Source organism: Sphingobium olei, from assembly GCF_042678845.1.
Taxonomy (GTDB): Bacteria; Pseudomonadota; Alphaproteobacteria; order Sphingomonadales; family Sphingomonadaceae; genus Sphingobium; species Sphingobium olei.
The window spans coordinates 131,426-148,827 of sequence record NZ_JBHTLS010000131.1 but is presented as its reverse complement, the minus strand read 5'-3'; the positions used below and the strand labels follow the sequence as shown (position 1 = coordinate 148,827).

The window sequence follows — 17,402 nt, the reverse complement described above, 5'->3', positions numbered from 1 at the left end:
GCGATCAGCGCCGGAACGCGCAGGGCGGGGCAAAAGGGAAGGCTTGGCAGGGCGGCCAAATCCCGCCAAAAGGACGCGCGTGAGCCTGAGCCAGACCCTTTTCCGCCCGCCGGCCTTCCTGCGCCTGCTGTCGCGGCCGCTGCAGATCATCCTCGCCATCGCGATCGGCCTCGCCGCCGCTGCGCTGTTCGCGCAGATGGAGGGGGAACGCGGCGTGCCGCCGATCGCCAGCGGCGGCGATTTCGAGGTGCGCGGTGTCAAGGTGGACGTGATGGCCAAGGATGCCGACAGCGCCCGCTATGCCGGGTGGCGCATCGCCCAGCGGCAGGCGTGGCGGATGCTGTGGACCCGCACCCATGGCGGGACCGGCGCGCCAGCGCTGTCCGATTCGCAGCTGGAAGGCATGATTTCCGGCATGGAGATCGAGCAGGAGCAGGTCGGCCCCAACCGCTATGTCGCGACGCTGGGCGTGCTGTTCGACCGGGCGCGCACCGGCGGGCTGCTGGGCGTGAGCGGCAATGTGATGCGGTCGCCGCCGCTGCTGGTCATCCCGGTGCTGTGGGATGGCGGATCGGCCGTGTCCTACGAGCGTACCAACGAATGGCAGAAGGCGTGGGCGCGCTATCGCACCGGCGACAGCGCGATCGACTATGTCCGCGTCGCCGGTTCCATCGCCGACCCGATCCTGCTGAACGCGGGGCAGGTGGGGCGGCGCGGACGGCTGTGGTGGCGCGTGCTGCTCGACCAATATGGCGCGGCCGACGTGGTGGTCCCGATCGCGCGGCTGGACCGCGCCTGGCCGGGCGGTCCGGTGACGGGCACTTTCACCGCGCGCTATGGCCCGGACGACCGGCTGATCGGCAGCTTCCAGCTGCGCGCGTCGAACGACAGCGGCATCGCGCAGATGATGGACGAAGGCGCGCGGCGGATCGACGAGCTTTACATCCGTGCGCTGAACGACGGGCGCTTGCGGCCGGACCCGTCGCTGATCATCGAGGAGCCGGTCGATCCCGACGCGCTCGCCATCGAAAATGCCAGCGAGCAGCCGATCGATATGGGCGAGCTGCCGGTGGTGGCGGCGCCGGGCGTCTCCAGCTTCTCCATCCAGTTCGATACGCCCGACGTGGCGTCGGTCGGCGCGGGCGAGGCGGCGGTGCGGGGCGTTCCGGGCGTGCGGTCCGCCGCCACCAGCAGCCTGGCGCTGGGCGGCACGTCCGTCATGCAGGTGAGCTTCGAGGGTACGGCCGACGCGCTGCGCGCCGGGCTGACCGCGCGCGGCTTCACCGTCGCGGTGTCGGGCAACACGCTGCGCATCAGCCGCCGGGCAGCGCCGCCGGGGCAATGAGCCAGATCAGCCTGCCCTTCGAGTGGCAAGGGGAAAGCGACGGCGGCGATTTCCTGGTCAGCGAGGCGAACCGGATGGCGGTGATGCATCTGGAGCGCTGGCGCGACTGGCCGCTGTCCGTGAGCGTGCTGACGGGGCCGCCCCGGTCGGGCCGATCGACGCTCGCCCGGCTGTTCGCGGCGATGAGCGGCGGTGACGTGATCGACGAGGCGGAAGGGGGCGACGAGCACCGGCTGTTCCACGCCTGGAACGCGGCGCAGACCGCGCGCCGGCCGCTGCTGATGGTCGGCAGCACCTCGCCCGCCAGCTGGACGGTGGCGCTGCCCGACCTGCGATCGCGGCTGGCCGCCGTGCCCCATGTCGCCATAAGCGAGCCGGACGAGGCGCTGGCCCGCGCGCTGATTCAGCGGCATTTCGAGCGGGCGGGGGCGGCCTATGCCCCCGACGTGCCGGAGTGGCTGGTCCGTCGCGTGGAGCGGACCTATGGCGCAATCGCCGAGGTCACGCGCCTTCTGGACCGGGAGGCGCTGTCATCCGGGCGTAAGATTTCCATCGCAATGGCGAAATCCGTTCTGCAATCGGCGGCGTTTCTGCCTATAGTCCCGTCCGATCTTTCCAACGACCAGCGCGAGTAATCCGTGGCCGAAGCCGATCCCATCGCCAGCCTGTCGCCCACGGGCGAGCGCTATTTCAATCGCGAACTGTCCTGGCTCGCCTTTAACCAGCGCGTGCTGGAGGAGGCGATGAACCGCGCCCATCCGCTGCTGGAGCGGCTGCGCTTCCTGTCGATCTCCGGCGCGAACCTGGACGAATTCTTTTCCGTGCGGGTGGCGGGCCTGAAAGGCCAGCAATTGCAGGATGTCGACCTGCGCTCCGCCGACGGACTGACCCCGGCGCAGCAGCTGGGCGCGATCACCGACGCCACCGCCACGCTGATGCGGGCGCAGCAGAAGGTGTGGGGGGCGCTGCACGACGAACTGGGCGAGGTCGGGATCGAGGTGATCGGCCCGTCCGCGCAGATGGATGGCGCGTGCGCGGCGTGGCTGCGCGAACATTTCCTGACGCAGATCTTCCCCATCCTGACGCCGCAGGCGCTGGACCCGGCGCATCCCTTTCCCTTCATCCCCAATCAGGGGCTGTCGATCGTCTTCGACCTGGAGCGTCTGTCGGACCAGCAGCCGATCCGCGAGCTGGTGATGATTCCGTCCTCGCTCGCCCGGTTCGTGCGGGTGCCGGGCGAGCCGGCGCGCTACATCGCGCTGGAAGCGGTCATCCGCCGCTTTTCCGCCGATCTCTTCCCCGGATACAGGGTGCGCAACAGCGGCGTGTTCCGCATCATTCGCGACAGCGACATCGAGATCGAGGAAGAGGCGGAGGATCTGGTCCGCTATTTCCGCAGCGCCATCAAGCGCCGTCGCCGGGGCCGCGTGATCCGCATGGAGATTGAGGAGCGCATCCCCGAGCCGGTCGAGGAGATGCTGCAGGACATGCTTCAGGGGCATGAGGCGATCGTGGTCGAGGTGGAGGGCTTCATCGGCATCGGCGACCTTTCCGGCATCGTCGATGCCGACCGGCCCGACCTGAAGTTCGAGCCCTATGCCCCACGCTTCCCCGAGCGCATCCGCGAATATGGCGGCGACTGTTTCGCCGCGATCCGGGCGAAGGACATCGTCGTCCATCATCCCTATGAGGCGTTCGACGTCGTCATATCCTTCCTGAAGCAGGCGGCGTCCGACCCGGACGTGGTCGCGATCAAGCAGACGCTCTACCGCGCGGGCAAGCAGTCCGCCGTCATCCGCGCACTGATCGACGCGGCGGAGGCGGGCAAGTCCGTCACCGCCGTCGTGGAGCTGAAGGCGCGGTTCGACGAAGAGCAGAATCTCCTCTGGGCCGACGCGCTGGAGCGGGCGGGGGTGCAGGTGGTCTATGGTTTCATCGACTGGAAGACGCATGCCAAGGTGTCGATGGTGGTGCGGCGCGAAGGCGACCAGTTCCGCACCTACTGCCATTTCGGCACCGGCAACTATCATCCGGTGACCGCGCGCATCTACACCGATTTGAGTTTCTTCACCGCCGATCCGGCCTATGGCCGCGACGCGGCGGCGCTGTTCAACTATATCACCGGCTATGTCGAGCCGGAGCGGCTGGAGAAGCTGGTGATGAGCCCGCGCGACCTGCGCAACACGCTCTGCCGGTGCATCGAGGCGGAGATCGAGCATGTTCGCGCGGGGAGGCCGGGAACCATCTGGGCCAAGATGAATAGTCTGGTCGACCCGGCCATCATCGAGAAACTCTATGCGGCGAGCAATGCAGGCGTTCAGATCGACCTCGTCGTGCGCGGCATATGCTGCCTGCGGCCGGGCGTGCCCGGCATGTCGGAAAATATCCGGGTGAAGTCGGTCGTCGGCCGGTTCCTGGAGCATAGTCGCATCACCGTGTTCGGCAACGGCAAGGCGCTGCCGAACAATGGCGCGAAGGTGTTCATCAGCTCCGCCGACTGGATGCCGCGCAATTTCGACCGGCGCGTGGAATTCCTGGCGCCGGTGGAGACGGAAACCGTCCATGACCAGATATTGGACCAGGTGATGGTGGCGAACCTGATCGACACCGAGCAAAGCTGGTCGCTGGACAAGGACGGCGTGTATCATCGGCTGGAGGCTGGGGACCGGCCGTTCAACCTGCACCGTTACTTCATGACCAACCCGTCGCTGTCCGGCCGGGGCGCGGCGTTCGACAATGAAGCGGTGCCGACGCTGCGCCTGCGCGGGCGGGGCTGAAGCGCGATGAATTCCATGCTGCGCCGCGTCCGGGCCGTCGCCGAACAGATGGCGACATCGCCCGAACCCGCACATGCCCGCACCGCCATCATCGACATCGGATCGAACAGCGTCCGGCTGGTCGTCTATGACGGGCCGAGGCGCATCCCCTTCATCCTCTTCAACGAAAAGGTGATGGCAGGGCTGGGCGCGTCGCTGGCGAAGACCGGCGCGATCGAGCCGCAAGCGATGGAGCGGGGCCTGAGCGCCGTCGCGCGCTTCGCCCATCTGTGCCGCGCGATGAAGGTGGCGGACATACGCTGCGTCGCGACGGCAGCGGTGCGGGACGCGACCAACGGCGGCGACTTCATCGCCCGCGCGGCGGAGATGGGCCTGACCGTCGAATTGCTGACCGGAGGGCAGGAGGCGATCGGCGCGGCGATGGGCGTGCTGTCGGGCATACCGGGCGCGGACGGCATCGTCGGCGATCTGGGCGGCGGCAGTCTGGAGCTGGCGCGGGTGCGGGACGGGGCGGTGGAGCAGACGATATCGCTGCCGCTGGGCGTACTGCGCCTGCCGCAGATACGCGAGAAGGGACCACGCGCGCTGGAGCGGCAGGTCGTCAAGATGCTGGACAAGGCGGGCTGGCGGCCGGAGCCGGGCCTGCCCTTCTACCTGGTCGGCGGATCGTGGCGCGCGCTTGCCCGGTTCGACATGCAGCTGACCGAGTTTCCGCTGCCCGTCGTCCACCAATATGAGATGACTGCCGCGCGGGCCGAGCAGCTGACCCGCATCGTCAGCCATGTGGACAAGGCGCGGCTGAAGCAGATTCCGGCCATGACCGGATCGCGCGTGCCCACATTGCCGGACGCTGCGGCACTGCTGTCCGTCGTCGTGCGGCAGCTGAAATCCAGCCGGCTGGTCGTGTCCGCCTACGGATTACGGGAAGGATTGTTGTACGAGGCATTGCCGCAGGATATTCGCGGGCACGATCCTCTGCTGGTCGCGGCGGAGGCGGAAGGGGAGGCGCAGGCGCGCTTTCGCGGCCATGGCGACCGGATCGACAAGTGGATCGCGCCGCTCTTCCCCGACGATGCCGCGCCCATGCGCCGCATCCGCCGGGCCGCGTGCCTGCTGGCGGACGTCGGCTGGCGCGCGAACCCCGATTTCCGCGCGGAGCGGGGCGTGGAGATCGCGCTGCACAGCAACTGGGTGGGCATCACCGCCTGCGAGCGGGCGATGCTGGGCCAGGCGCTGCATACCCATTTCGGCGGGGGGCTGTCCGCGCCCGCGGGGGTCGAGCGGCTCGCCACGGCCGATGCGCTGCGCCGCGCGACGCTCTGGGGCCTTGCCATTCGCCTTGCCCAGCGGCTGTCGGGCGGGGTGGAGGTGCCGCTGACCCATTCGCGGCTGGAGCGGCATGATGACCGGGTTGATCTCTATCTGCGCGGCGACGATGCGGAACTCTATGGCGAGGTGGTCGAACGCCGGCTGCGCGCCATCGCCCAAGCGCTGGGCGTTCGCTACCAACTGATCACCCTCGGCTGACCGGCCATTTGGCGCGTGCCCAAAGAAAAGGGGCGGTCGCCATGCGGCGCCGCCCCTTTTCTGTTTCCGGCTGGACCGGATCGGTTCGCCCCGAAGCATGACGCCCCGGGGCAGGTCCGATTACTTCAGCTCGACGGTCGCGCCGGCTTCTTCCAGCTGCTTCTTCAGCTTTTCGGCTTCTTCCTTGTTCACGCCTTCCTTGACGGCCTTCGGCGCGCCTTCGACCAGCGCCTTGGCTTCGGTCAGACCCAGGCCGGTGATGGCGCGGACTTCCTTGATGACGTTGATCTTCTTGCCGCCGTCGCCGGTCAGGATGACGTCGAATTCGTCCTTCACTTCTTCAGCGGCAGCAGCCGGGGCGCCACCGGCGGGGGCGGCAACAGCCACAGCGGCGGCGGCCGAAACGCCCCACTTTTCTTCCAGAGCCTTGGAGAGCTCGGCGGCTTCGAGGACGGTGAGGGCCGAAAGCTGATCGACCAGAGCGTTGATGTCTGCCATGTGTACTATTCCTTGTTTGGGGCGGAATGCCCCGTCAGATGAGGGTCAAAAAATCGGGTCGGGAAAGGCTTACGCCGCTTCCTTTTCCGCATAGGCGTTGAAGACGCGCGCAAGCTGCGCAGCCGGTGCCTGGGTGACGGTCGCGAGCTTGGTAGCCGGGGCGACCAGAAGGCCGACCAGCTTCGCACGCAGTTCATCCAGCGACGGCATCGACGCCAGGGCCTTCACGCCCTCCGCATCGAGCAGCACTTCACCCATCGCGCCGCCAACGATCTCAAGCTTGTCGTTGGTCTTGGCGAAATCGATCGCAACCTTGGCGGCGGCGACCGGATCGGCCGAGGTGGCGAGGCCGACCGGACCGGTCAGCAGGTCGCTGAGGCCGGTATAGGCGGTGCCATCAAGGGCGATGCGGGCGAGGCGGTTCTTCGTAACCTTGTAGGTCGCGCCGGCTTCGCGCATCTTCTGGCGCAGGACGGTCGACTGGGCGACCGTCATGCCGAGGTTGCGGGTCACGACGACCACACCGACCTGTGCCAGCTCTGCGTTCAGCGCGGAAACGACCTCAGCTTTCTGATTACGATCCATGCCATTACTCCACTTCAGGTCCGCATGGGGCATGAAAGCCTTGCGCGGACGACTAAACCCACGCCAGATGGCATGGGGCACTTGGGTCCGAAGGGGAGAGATCGACTGGCCCGGTCCTCAAAACAGGAAACAGGCAGACCCGAACCGGCGCGAAGGCCGACCCGGCAAAGAACTTTTCCCCGTCTAGGCCGGACATTAAGAAGGGCAGATTCCCTTCACCGACTGTCTCGGACGGAAGACCGGAAGCGGTTGGCCGCCGGTCTGCTGGCGCGCCCTTAGGGGAAATGGGCGGCATTGTCACGCGGAAAGTGGATATTGTGTTCCCGGGCCGGCGGCGAGGGCAGGAGGACGCTTTGGCATCCCCCTGCCACCCGCTCATGTCATCGCTGGTCGATCAATAGGCCGCTGACAGGGTGAGGAACCACTGGCGCGGCGGGATGGGATAGGCCGAATAGCTGTTCGTGGCCGACCCGATCGAAAGGGTCGATACGCCCTTCTTGTCCGTGAGGTTCGTCACATTGAGCGCAAGCTCCACCTTCTGCAGCGGCAGGATATTGTCTGGCACCCGCGCCGCAACGCGCAGCGAGGTCAGGAAGTAGGAGGAGACGCTGGCATCGTTGGTGAAGGTGGCGAAGCGGCGGCCGACATAATCGCCGATCGCCTGCACCTCGACGGGGCCGAGGTTCAGCGTCGCGACCGTCTTGTTCATCCATTTGGGCGTGCCGGGCAGCTGCTTGCCGCAGGTGGGGACGACGCCGCCCGTGACGATATAGCCGCCGATGCAGCTGTCGGTCGCCGCGCCGATCCCCTGCGCCGTCGAGGTATAGTCGTTGCGATATTTGGACAGATTGTAGGACACGGCATTGTAGAACGAGGCCACATTGCCGAGGCGCAGCGTGAAGGCCGCGTCGACGCCGTCGGTCTTCACGTCGCCGACATTGACCAGCGTCGACGTGCCGCCGGTGATGCCGCTGCCCGCGATGCCGCCCGGATTGGTCGGGATCGCCAGCAGGCGGTTGCTGAAATCGACATGATAATAGTTGATCTGCCCCTGGAGCGTCACGCCGTTGCCGAGGCTGCGGTTGGTGCGAAGCCCGGCTTCGTAGGTCCAGCTGGTTTCAGGCTTGCCTTGATCGGCGAAGGCATCGAATGCGGCCTGGCTGCCGGTGAACCAGGGGCCGCCGCCGCCCGCCAGATAGGCCTGATACTGCCGCAGATTCTTCTGGACGTTGGCGTAGACCTGCTCATGCCCGTTGAAGTCATAAGTGGCGCCAAGAGCCGGCAGGAACCAGTTCTTCGTGTCGATCTTGCCTTCGGGCAGCGCGGTGGTCCCGCCCAGCGAGCCGAGCCGCGGTTGCACGGGGTAGCGGCCGCTCGCCCACTGGGCGCTGGTTTTGAAGCCGCCCTGGACGAGCAGGCGATCGGTGACCTGCCACGTATCCTGGATATGGAGTTGCAGCTGGTTGATCCGCGCTTCGCCCTGATATTGGGTGAACAGCGGCTCCAGCACGTCGCGCGGACGGATATAGGGCGTGCTGATCGCGGGATTGCCGACCGGCACCGCATACCAGCGCCGCCACTGGGTCGTGCTGTTATGTTCAAACCATCCGCCGAATTCGATTTTGTGGGGACCAGCGTCCACGCTGACCGACGAGATCACCCCTTCGCGGTCGATGCGATATTCGGTGGTGCGGGTGATGAGGCCCGAACCGCCGGTCGCCGCGACCAGAGCTGCGCCGGCCGCCGCCGCCTGCGCGTCGGTAAGGGCGGTGCAGGCGGCCGGCCGGACGCCGTTGTTGTTCGCCGTGAAACGGCAATTGGTGGGCAGTCTGGCATAGTTGGGATCAAGATAGGGCTGCGCGGTCGTGATCGACTGGCCGAGCGGGCCGGCGACGACTCCCGCGCCGTCATTATGATGATAATAGCCGGTGGTCGACCAGGTGATCTTGTCCGACAGGTGCGCGTCATACCGCGCATAGGCGAGGTAATCGGTGCGCTGGGCATCGGAATAATAGTTGCGATAGTTGCTGCCTTCCGCCGCCGGGCTGTTGCCGAGCGCCGTCAGGTAGCTGGAGCGATAGCCGTCGAAGTCGGGATAGAAGAAGGGCTTTGTATAGGGCGTGAAGAGCTGAACGGCGGTCGCCGTGCCACCGGCCGACGGCTTGAAGAACACCGTCGCGTCCTCATTGGGCTGCGTCATGTCGTTATAGTCGAAATAGAGCGTCAGCTTGCCCGTGCTATCGTCATGCACGAACTTGGCGTTCGCCTGCCACCCCTTCTGGATGCCGTTGAAGTCCCACGCGCGGGCCCGCTGCCGCACGCCGGAGATATAGGCGGCGTTGCCTCCGCCGATGTCGCCGCTGTCGATGCGCAGATAGGTGCGCGACGCGTCGTAGCTGCCGACGGTCTGGGCGGCGCGAACGCCGAAGGCCTGTTCGGGATCGGAGGAGAAGGTTTCCACCGTGCCGCCCAGATTGCTGTTCGAGGGCGTGGCGAGATCGCCTGCGCCCGTCGCCACGACGACCCGGGCGACATTTTCGGAGATCACCGCACGCTGCGGCGACAGGCCGTTATAATTGCCGTAGCTCTGATCGCCCAATGGGAGGCCGTCCATCGTGTAGCCGAGCTGATTGCCGGCGAAGCCATGGACGAATATCTGCGCGTTCTGCTCGTTATTCCCCCAGGGATCGGCCGTGATGTAAAGGACGCCGGGCAGCGTCTGGATCGCCTTCAGCGGCGCGACGCCGGGCAGGATCTTCTGAATTTCGCTGGATACGATCGCCGTGGCGGAACGGGTCGTCTTGGCGCCGGTCACGATGATCGAGCCCATATCCGGGGTGGCGTCCGGGGCCGGCGCGGCCTCAGGCGCGGCCGCTTCATCCCGCGCCATCGCCTGCGTCATTGTGCCGAGCGAAAGTGCGGAGCCCGCGAGCAATGCCCAGCGAACGGTCCTGGCCGAAAAACGAGTCGCCATCATGTGTGAAGATCCCCCAACATCCGTGATGCGCACGATGCGCGCAGCCGGCCGGGTAGCGTCATGTCATGGCAGTTTAAGTCGATTTCGATGACAGGATGGCGTCACTCAAATGACCTGCGTTGTCATGTGCGCCGCCTTATCGAGGAGGAGTGCAAACACATCGGCAAACTGCCCATCGACCGGCTAGCGCATCTGCTTCGGCGGCGCTTGCTTTGGTGATGCCGCCTGATAGGCATGCATGCCGATGACAGCGCTATCACAGCAGGGGAGGGGAGCAGCAAACATGACTTGGTTCGCGCGTAAGGCGATGGCGCATATTGGCATGGCGATGGCTGCCCTGACGTTCGCCGTGTCGCCGATCGTCCATGCGGGCGACGGAGCGATCGACACCCCGGCGGCCCCCTATCAGTGGCGCAACGTCAAGGTGGGCGGAGGCGGCTTTGCGCCCGGTATCGTCTTTAGCCCGGCGGAGCGGGGGCTTGCCTATCTGCGGACCGATATGGGCGGCGCTTACCGCTGGGACGCCAGGATGGGGCAATGGGTGCCGTTGCAGGACGGGGAAGCGGAATCCAGCTATATGGGCGTCGAAAGCATCGCCCCTGACCCGGTGGATGCGGCCGTGGTCTATATGGCGGCAGGCATGAACGCACGCGGACCGGCCGCCATCTTCCGGTCCGCCGATCGTGGCGCGCATTGGAAGAGGACGGACGTGCCTTTCTCCATGGGCGGCAATGAGGATGGCGTGGCCTTGGCGAGCGACTGGCGGTCGATCCGCACGACAACCGCCGGCTTTTCTTTGGGTCTCGTCATGACGGGCTGTGGCGCAGTCTGGATGCCGGCGCGCATTGGCACAAGGTCGATGGGTTCCCTCTTGCCGGGCTCGGGCTTCCCGACCGGCCGAGGATGACCCATGGGGGCCTGTCGTTCATTCTGTTCGATCCTGCGCGCCGCGGCACGATCTTCGTCGCCAGTGCCGATCCGGGGCGATCCCATCTGTTCCGGTCGCGCGACGGCGGCGATACATGGCAGGCCCTGTCGGGCGGCCCATCGGCCGATATGTTGCCCGTCAAGGCCGCGCTGGGAAGCGACGGCGTCCTGACCATCAGCTATTGCGACGCGATCGGCCCGAACGGCATCACGCGCGGAGCCGTATGGCGGTTCGATACTCAGTCGGATATCTGGACCGATGTGACGCCTCTGAAGGGCGCGGCGGTCGTGGCCGGCGGCTATATGGGCGTCGCCGTGTCGCGGCGCGACCCGAACGTCATCGCCGTCAGCACGGTCAATCGCTACACGCCCGGCGACACCGTGTGGCGGTCGGCCGATGCCGGGCGGACCTGGAGCGAACTGGCGCCGCGCAGCGTGCGGGACGTGAGCGAAACGCCCTTCCTGAATTTCGAGAAGAAGGCTGATTTCGGCCACTGGATCGCGGGGCTGGCGATCGATCCCTTCGATGCCGATCATGCCGCCTATGTCACCGGCGCGACGCTCTATGCCACCCATGAATTTGGCAAGGTGGGCCAGATGCAATGGGCGCCATGGACGCGCGGCATCGAACAGACGGCGATCATCACCCTGATAAGCCCGACCGGCGGGGCGCCGCTGGTGTCCGGCTTCGGCGATCTCGGCGGGTTTCGGCATGATGATCTGACGGTGTCGCCCGATCATGTGCATCATGATCCCATGCTGACCAATAGCAACACGCTCGATTATGCCGGCCTTGTGCCCGACATCATGGTGCGGAGCGGCAATACCCATGCGGCGGTGGTGCCGGACACGTCGCTGGCATGGTCGCGCGATGGCGCTCGCACCTGGATGCCGCTCCGTGTCCCGGTGCGACCGTCCGATCCCGCTGCGCCGCCGCCGCCGGAGCGTACGGGCGATGCGGCGATCACCGTTTCGGCGGACGGGAGAGTTTTCCTCGTCGAAACCGACAAGCCGATCCGGACCAGCGATCGCGGGCAGAGCTGGACGGCGGTCGAAGGCCTGCCTTCGCGCGTCAGGGTGACGGCGGACAAGGCAGATGCAAATCGCTTCTACGCCATCGATTTCGCTGCCAACCGGATCGTGCGCAGCGACGATGGCGGCAGACATTTTCGGCAGGTCGCGAGCGAAGGCCTGCCCGCAGACCTGTCCGCCGCGCGCGTGCGTGGACGCGAAGCGCCCAATCCGCTGCTCGCGGTGCCCGGTCGCGCGGGCGCGCTATGGCTGTTGCTGGGCACGTCGCTCTATTCCACGACCGATGCGGGGGAGCATTGGACGAAGGCAGGCGGGGACATCGCGGTACAGCGCTTCGGATTGGGGAAAGGCGCACCGGGCAAATCGTCGCCGGCGCTCTACGCCATCGGCTCCGATCAGGGCAGGCGAGGCGTCTTTCGTTCGATCGACGGCGGAACGCAGTGGCAAAGGATCAACGACGATGCCCATCAATGGGGCGGACGCCTGCGCATGATAAGCGGCGATCCGCGGCGCTTCGGCCGCGTCTATCTTGCCACCGACGGCCGGGGCATCATGGCCGGCGATCCCCAAGGGGTAAAGCCTTGAAGTCGCCCGATTTCGTCGTGGGGCAGGGACGATCTCGCTGGCTTCACCCAAATCGTCAATAGCCCAGGCCAGTGTCGCCACCGGCTTCGAGGTGGGCGGATTCTGCGTTGCGGTGCGCAACAACACTGCCACTCGACTGGGGCCTGCGCGCGTTGTTCAGTTACTGATCGGAGCGATCGTTGCGACAGCGCTGGCGGCGTCGTCATCCCCCTTCGCCAGCGCTCTGATCCCTGCCGCGCCAAAACGCACCATCGGCGCGATGCTCGCACCGATAGCGGTGCTTCTGACGCCCGGCGTGGCGAAAAGCACAAGGACTTTGTGCGCGTGGCCGTGGATCAATCCCGGATTTGTGCAGTGCCGTTCCGCTTGACCTCCCTCTCCAGCAGAGCGACGGCTCGCTGGAACGGAATCATCGAGGCAGCTTTTGCTCGTGCCGAAGGGCGGCCGAACGAATCCGACCGGCATCGTCCTACTCCACGCCGCAGGCTTTCGATCCGGGTTCCGCGACGCCGCGATCGGAAAAGTCCATGATCCCGCCCTCACCCTTCGCAGCGAGCTTTTGCCATTCCGGGAGACCAGATCCGTTTGGATTCCCGTTCTTGACGAAATTGGCGACATATCTGGAGATGGTCGCGCCCATGGCCTGATCGCGCGACGTGACGGCGTTTCCATATTTGATGTCTTGCGTGTTGAAAAAGAAGGGAATGTCACTGGCGTGCGAGGCGCCCTTGGCTGACAAGGACTGCGCGACATAGGAGAAGCAATAGGGATAGACGGCCGCTCCCTGGCGGGCCAGGAGCCCGCCCAACTCGCTGGCGCCGGCAATCATGAATCCCGACGGACCGCCGATATCCGCGCTCGTCGCACCGATCATCACACTCGTTCCCCGGAGCTGCGACGCCTGGAGAACGGGGCGGGGTTCATTGACCACAATGCCGTCCACATAGGGACCGGAGTAGGTCGGGCTGGGCCTGCCGAGCGTCGCGAGGTTCAGCTCGTCGATCACCGCGTCCGGGGCGAGCCGGCGCAGCTTGTCCGCATCGGCAGAGGCGCCATGCGCCTCTGCGAACGCTCGCGCCTTCTGCTCGGCGGTCGTCAGGGCGGCATCCTGTCCCATGCGGCCGTCCCCGCCCGACATGATGATGGCTCTGGCAAACTTGCCCTTGGTGAGCGGGGACGTGAGCAGCATGTTGACGGACATGCCGCCGGCGCTTTCGCCCATCAGCGTGATGTCGTCGGGGTCACCGCCGAAAGCGGCGATGTTGCGCTTCGTCCATTCCAGCGCCGCGACCTGGTCCAGTAATGCATAGTTGCCGGAATAGGGCTGGCGCTCGTCCCCTTGGCCCAACCCGGGATTGGCCATGAAGCCGAAGCGACCCAGCCGATAGTTGATGCTGACGACGATTATGCCCTGCTCCGCAAGGCGGGCGCCCGAATAGGTCGGCGGAGACGAGCCGCCATTCACGAATCCGCCGCCGTGGATCCAGAACAGCACCGGCAGGCGTCGAGCGCCTGCCGCCTTGGGCCGCCAGATATTTGCGAACAGGCAATTTTCAGATGGCGTCGTTCCCAGCGGCGCGGCGTCGCTGGGGAAGGGAAGTTGCATGCAGTCGGCACCGTAGTGGGTGGCATTGCGTATGCCGTCCCACCTGGGCGCGGGCTGTGGGGCTTTCCAGCGATTTTGGCCGGCGGTGCTGGCGGCATAGGGGATGCCTTTCCAGGCGATCGACCCTCCCTCGCTTGCACCCCGCACCATGCCCGATTCGGTTCGAACGGTAGGCGCCACAGGCTGCGCCGCGGCGAGCGCCGGCGCGAGACATGCGGCGATCACCGATGAGAAGATAGTCGGGCGTGATCTCATGGTCGGTCCTCTCCTGTGTGGTGCAACATGCGATAGCAACGAAGCGGCTACGATATCGGGTTCGTCGCGGTCGCCATGATGGGTTGAAGATAGGGGAAAGGCGGCGCGGGCGGCAAGGACATGAGGACGCTGTCGGAGCGGTCGGGTTCTGGTCGACCTGCGTTCATTTGGATCGATGTCAAAGGCATTTGCCGCATCGGCCAACTCGGACCTTGAGCGCCAGACCCTCGAATTTCGGTCGGTTCTCACGGCCGCCGCAAGGCCGGCCCATTACCGGCAGGATCGGCGCTCAAGCGCCGCGACTGCGGTCGACCTCCTGACGGCAGGCGCACGGCCTTGCCGCTCCCCTGAATACGTATGCTGGATTCTGTGCAGAGCGACAGGGGCGACGGTATTGGAAGCGGACCGACACATGTCGGCAAGAAACGCTCAAGATGCGTCCTGGGGAGGATAACCGTCATGCATCAATTCCGTCATACCGTCCTGCGCGCCGCGCTGCTGGCAGGGGTTTCCTTCTCCGTCGCACAGGTCGCCCATGCGCAGACCGGACCTGAAACCGCAGCCCCCGCTGCCGACGAGCCCGACGCCATCGTCGTCACCGGCATCCGCGCCTCGCTTGCCTCCGCCGCCAAGGTGAAGCGCGATTCCGTGCTGATCGTCGATTCCATCTCGGCCGAAGATGTCGGCAAGCTGCCGGACGTGTCGATCGCGGACTCGCTCGCCCGTCTTCCCGGCGTCACCGCGCAGCGCCTCGAAGGCCGTGACCAGCGCCTGTCGATCCGCGGCCTTGGCCCGGATTTCTCGACCACCCTGCTCAACGGCCGCGAACAGGTGACCGTCGGCGACAATCGCGGCGTCGAATATGACCAATATCCGTCCGAATTTTTCCAGAACGTCAATGTTTACAAGAGTGCCGATGCCGCGCTGATCGCCGCCGGCATATCCGGCACAGTCGACCTGCGGATGCTGCGTCCGCTCGACAAGAACGACCGCATCCTGGCCGTGTCGCTGCGCGGCCAGATGAACGGCATGGACAAGCTCAATCCCGATGGCCAGCGCTATGGCTATCGTGCGTCTGCCACCTATGTCGATCAGTTCGCCAACGACACGCTGGGCCTGTCGCTGGGCTTTGCCGCTTCCCAGACCCCGTCGCAAAATGAGCGGTTCAATGCCTGGGGCTATCCCACCGATGCCGCCGGCAACCTGATCATCGGCGGCGCCAAGCCCTATGTGCAGTCGAACCTCCTGAAGCGCTACGGCGTGGTCGGCACGCTGGAATGGCAGCCGAGCGACACTTTCCATTCGACCTTCGACGTCCTGGCGTCGCATTTCGAGGAAGTGCAGCGCCTGCGCGGCATCGAATTTCCGCTCGTCTGGGGCAGCAATGTCGGCGTCAGCAACGTGATGGTCGACAATGGCTTCGTCACCGGCGCCACCTTCTCCAACGTCTACGGCGTCCAGCGCAACGACTATAACAAGCGCAAGGCCGACACCATTTCGCTCGGCTGGAACAACGCCATCCGCCTGAACGATAGTCTCAAGCTCAACGTCGATGCCAGCTGGTCGCGCGCCAAGCGCACCGACTTCCTGCTCGAAACCTATTCGGGCACTGGCTATCTGCGTTCCGGCGTACCGGACACCGTGCGCGTCGAGCGCCAGTCGAACGGCCTGTTCAGCATCGTGCCGACGCTGGATTATACCAACACCAATCTCATCAGCCTGACCGATCCCAATGGTTGGGGCTATAACGGCACCAGCGCCGTTGTGCAGGCGGGCTTCCTCAACCGGCCCAAGTTCACCGACGACATGAAGTCGTTCCGCGCGAACCTGATCGGCGATATTTCCGGGAGCATCTTCAGCAATTGGGAAGTCGGCGGCAATTACAGCCGGCGCAAGAAGACCAGCGCCTATACCAGCTATTTCCTCTGCCCCACCGGCGGCACGGATTGCACCATAGCCAACGGCACGCCCGGTTCGGCCGCGGTGCCGCAGCAAGCGCTGCTCGGCAAGAATGTCTCGCTCGACTATCTAGGCGTGCCGGCGATGCTGACGCTCGACCCGCTCTATCTCTACGACAATGTCCTGGATGCGGTCTTCGACAACCGGCCGTCCTCCTTGGTGCGTGACAATGTGGTGAAGGAGGATGTCTTCACCGGCTATGCGAAGATGACGCTGGACGGCGATCTGGGCGGCAAGCCGCTGAAGGGCGCGATCGGCCTGCAGGTGATCCACACCCGCCAGGCGTCGACCGGCACCATTTCCAACTTCGCCAATGGCGTCGTCACGGTCGTTCCGGCTTCGGGCAAGGAGAGCTTCACCGATTTCCTGCCCAGCGCCCAGCTGTCGGTCGAGCTGGAACCCGGCTTCTTCGTGAAGATCGGCGCGGCGCAGACGATGGTGCGCCCACGCATGGACCAGGAACGCGTCAACCAGGAGTATAATTTCAACCTGGCCAATGTGGGCCTGGGTTCCGATCCGCAATATAGCCCGTTCAGCTCGAATGGCGGCAACATCGCGCTGCGTCCTTACCAATCGACCAACATTGACCTTTCGGTCGAGAAATATTTCACGGGCGGCGGCTATCTCTCGCTTGCGGGCTTTTTCAAGAACCTGACCGACTTCGTCGATCCCAACAACAATATCGCCTATGATTTTTCGGGCGTGCTGCCGTCCCTGCCTGCCCCCATTCGCGACCAGATCGTCGCCGACGGCAGCTTCATCGGCCTGCTGAAGGCCCCGGCCAACACCGGCAAGGGCACGATCATGGGCGTGGAGGGCACTGCGTCACTGCCGTTCAAGGTGTTCAGCGAAACGCTCGACGGCTTCGGCATCTTCGCCAGCGGTTCCTACACCCACAGCGAAGTCAAATATGGCAGCAATCCGACCGACGTCGTCACCCTGCCGGGCCTGTCCAAATGGGTCGCCAGCGGCACCGCCTATTATGAAAAGAGCGGTTTCCAGGCGCGCGTCTCCTATCGTTATCGCTCTTCCTTCCTGGGCGAAGTCGCTGGGCTCTCGGCCGCGCCGACCTTCCGCACGGCCAAGGCGGAGGGTATATTGGACGCGCAGATCGGCTATGAATTCCAGTCCGGTCCGCTCACCGGCCTGTCCATCCTGTTGCAGGGCAAGAACCTTACCGACCAGCCGTTCGTCACCTACCAGAATGACGATAAGCGCCAGGTCATCGACTATCAGCGCTATGGCCGCGATTATTATCTGGGCCTGACCTATAAATTCTGACCCAGCCTTCCCCCGGGTTGCCCGACTGCACGCGGGCAATCCTCCTCC

General features: G+C 65.4%; 11 protein-coding genes. 7 read left to right on the top strand and 4 right to left on the bottom strand.

Annotation, left to right across the window (positions count from 1 at the left end):
• The first annotated feature begins 79 nt into the window (after positions 1 to 79).
• The 4 genes from ACFQ24_RS15760 to ACFQ24_RS15745 are packed head-to-tail and all read left to right on the top strand — an operon-like array spanning position 80 to position 5,649.
• Entirely contained in the window at positions 80 to 1,345 is a 1,266-nt protein-coding gene (locus tag ACFQ24_RS15760) for a heavy-metal-associated domain-containing protein (protein ID WP_380912892.1), read from the top strand.
• On the top strand, positions 1,342 to 1,980 hold the full coding sequence (locus ACFQ24_RS15755) for a chromosomal replication initiator DnaA (protein ID WP_380912890.1): 639 nt from the start codon (positions 1,342 to 1,344) through the stop codon (positions 1,978 to 1,980). The genes ACFQ24_RS15760 and ACFQ24_RS15755 overlap by 4 nt, the downstream gene beginning before the upstream one ends.
• A gap of 3 nt (positions 1,981 to 1,983) precedes the next feature.
• On the top strand, positions 1,984 to 4,122 hold the full coding sequence (locus ACFQ24_RS15750; protein ID WP_380912888.1) for an RNA degradosome polyphosphate kinase: 2,139 nt from the start codon (positions 1,984 to 1,986) through the stop codon (positions 4,120 to 4,122).
• Between the two features lie 6 nt (positions 4,123 to 4,128).
• A complete protein-coding gene (locus ACFQ24_RS15745) occupies positions 4,129 to 5,649 on the top strand; it encodes a Ppx/GppA phosphatase family protein (RefSeq protein WP_380912887.1) in 1,521 nt (506 codons plus the stop codon).
• Between the two features lie 120 nt (positions 5,650 to 5,769).
• On the opposite strand, the gene rplL is transcribed toward ACFQ24_RS15745, so the two are convergent.
• The 3 genes from rplL to ACFQ24_RS15730 all read right to left on the bottom strand — a co-directional run bounded on the left by rplL (position 5,770) and on the right by ACFQ24_RS15730 (position 9,709).
• Positions 5,770 to 6,147: a 50S ribosomal protein L7/L12 gene (gene rplL, locus ACFQ24_RS15740; RefSeq protein ID WP_380912885.1), complete on the bottom strand. Its 378-nt coding sequence runs from the start codon at positions 6,145 to 6,147 to the stop codon at positions 5,770 to 5,772.
• 69 nt (positions 6,148 to 6,216) lie between these two features.
• Entirely contained in the window at positions 6,217 to 6,732 is a 516-nt protein-coding gene (rplJ, locus tag ACFQ24_RS15735) for a 50S ribosomal protein L10 (RefSeq protein ID WP_380912883.1), read from the bottom strand.
• A gap of 394 nt (positions 6,733 to 7,126) precedes the next feature.
• On the bottom strand, positions 7,127 to 9,709 hold the full coding sequence (locus ACFQ24_RS15730) for a TonB-dependent receptor (protein ID WP_380912881.1): 2,583 nt from the start codon (positions 9,707 to 9,709) through the stop codon (positions 7,127 to 7,129).
• Positions 9,710 to 9,992: 283 nt separating this feature from the next.
• Between ACFQ24_RS15730 and ACFQ24_RS15725 the strand changes: the two genes are divergently transcribed.
• Entirely contained in the window at positions 9,993 to 10,616 is a 624-nt protein-coding gene (locus tag ACFQ24_RS15725) for a hypothetical protein (protein ID WP_380912879.1), read from the top strand.
• Positions 10,613 to 12,253, top strand: coding sequence for a sialidase family protein (locus ACFQ24_RS15720; protein WP_380912877.1), 1,641 nt, complete (start codon positions 10,613 to 10,615; stop codon positions 12,251 to 12,253). The genes ACFQ24_RS15725 and ACFQ24_RS15720 overlap by 4 nt, the downstream gene beginning before the upstream one ends.
• Before the next feature lie 469 nt (positions 12,254 to 12,722).
• Here ACFQ24_RS15720 and ACFQ24_RS15715 read toward each other — a convergent pair whose 3' ends face one another.
• The gene (locus ACFQ24_RS15715) at positions 12,723 to 14,114 is read right to left on the bottom strand and encodes a carboxylesterase/lipase family protein (RefSeq protein WP_380912875.1); all 1,392 of its coding nucleotides are present in this window, start codon (positions 14,112 to 14,114) and stop codon (positions 12,723 to 12,725) included.
• Positions 14,115 to 14,573: 459 nt separating this feature from the next.
• Between ACFQ24_RS15715 and ACFQ24_RS15710 the strand changes: the two genes are divergently transcribed.
• On the top strand, positions 14,574 to 17,354 hold the full coding sequence (locus tag ACFQ24_RS15710; protein ID WP_380912873.1) for a TonB-dependent receptor: 2,781 nt from the start codon (positions 14,574 to 14,576) through the stop codon (positions 17,352 to 17,354).
• The last annotated feature ends 48 nt before the right edge of the window (positions 17,355 to 17,402 follow it).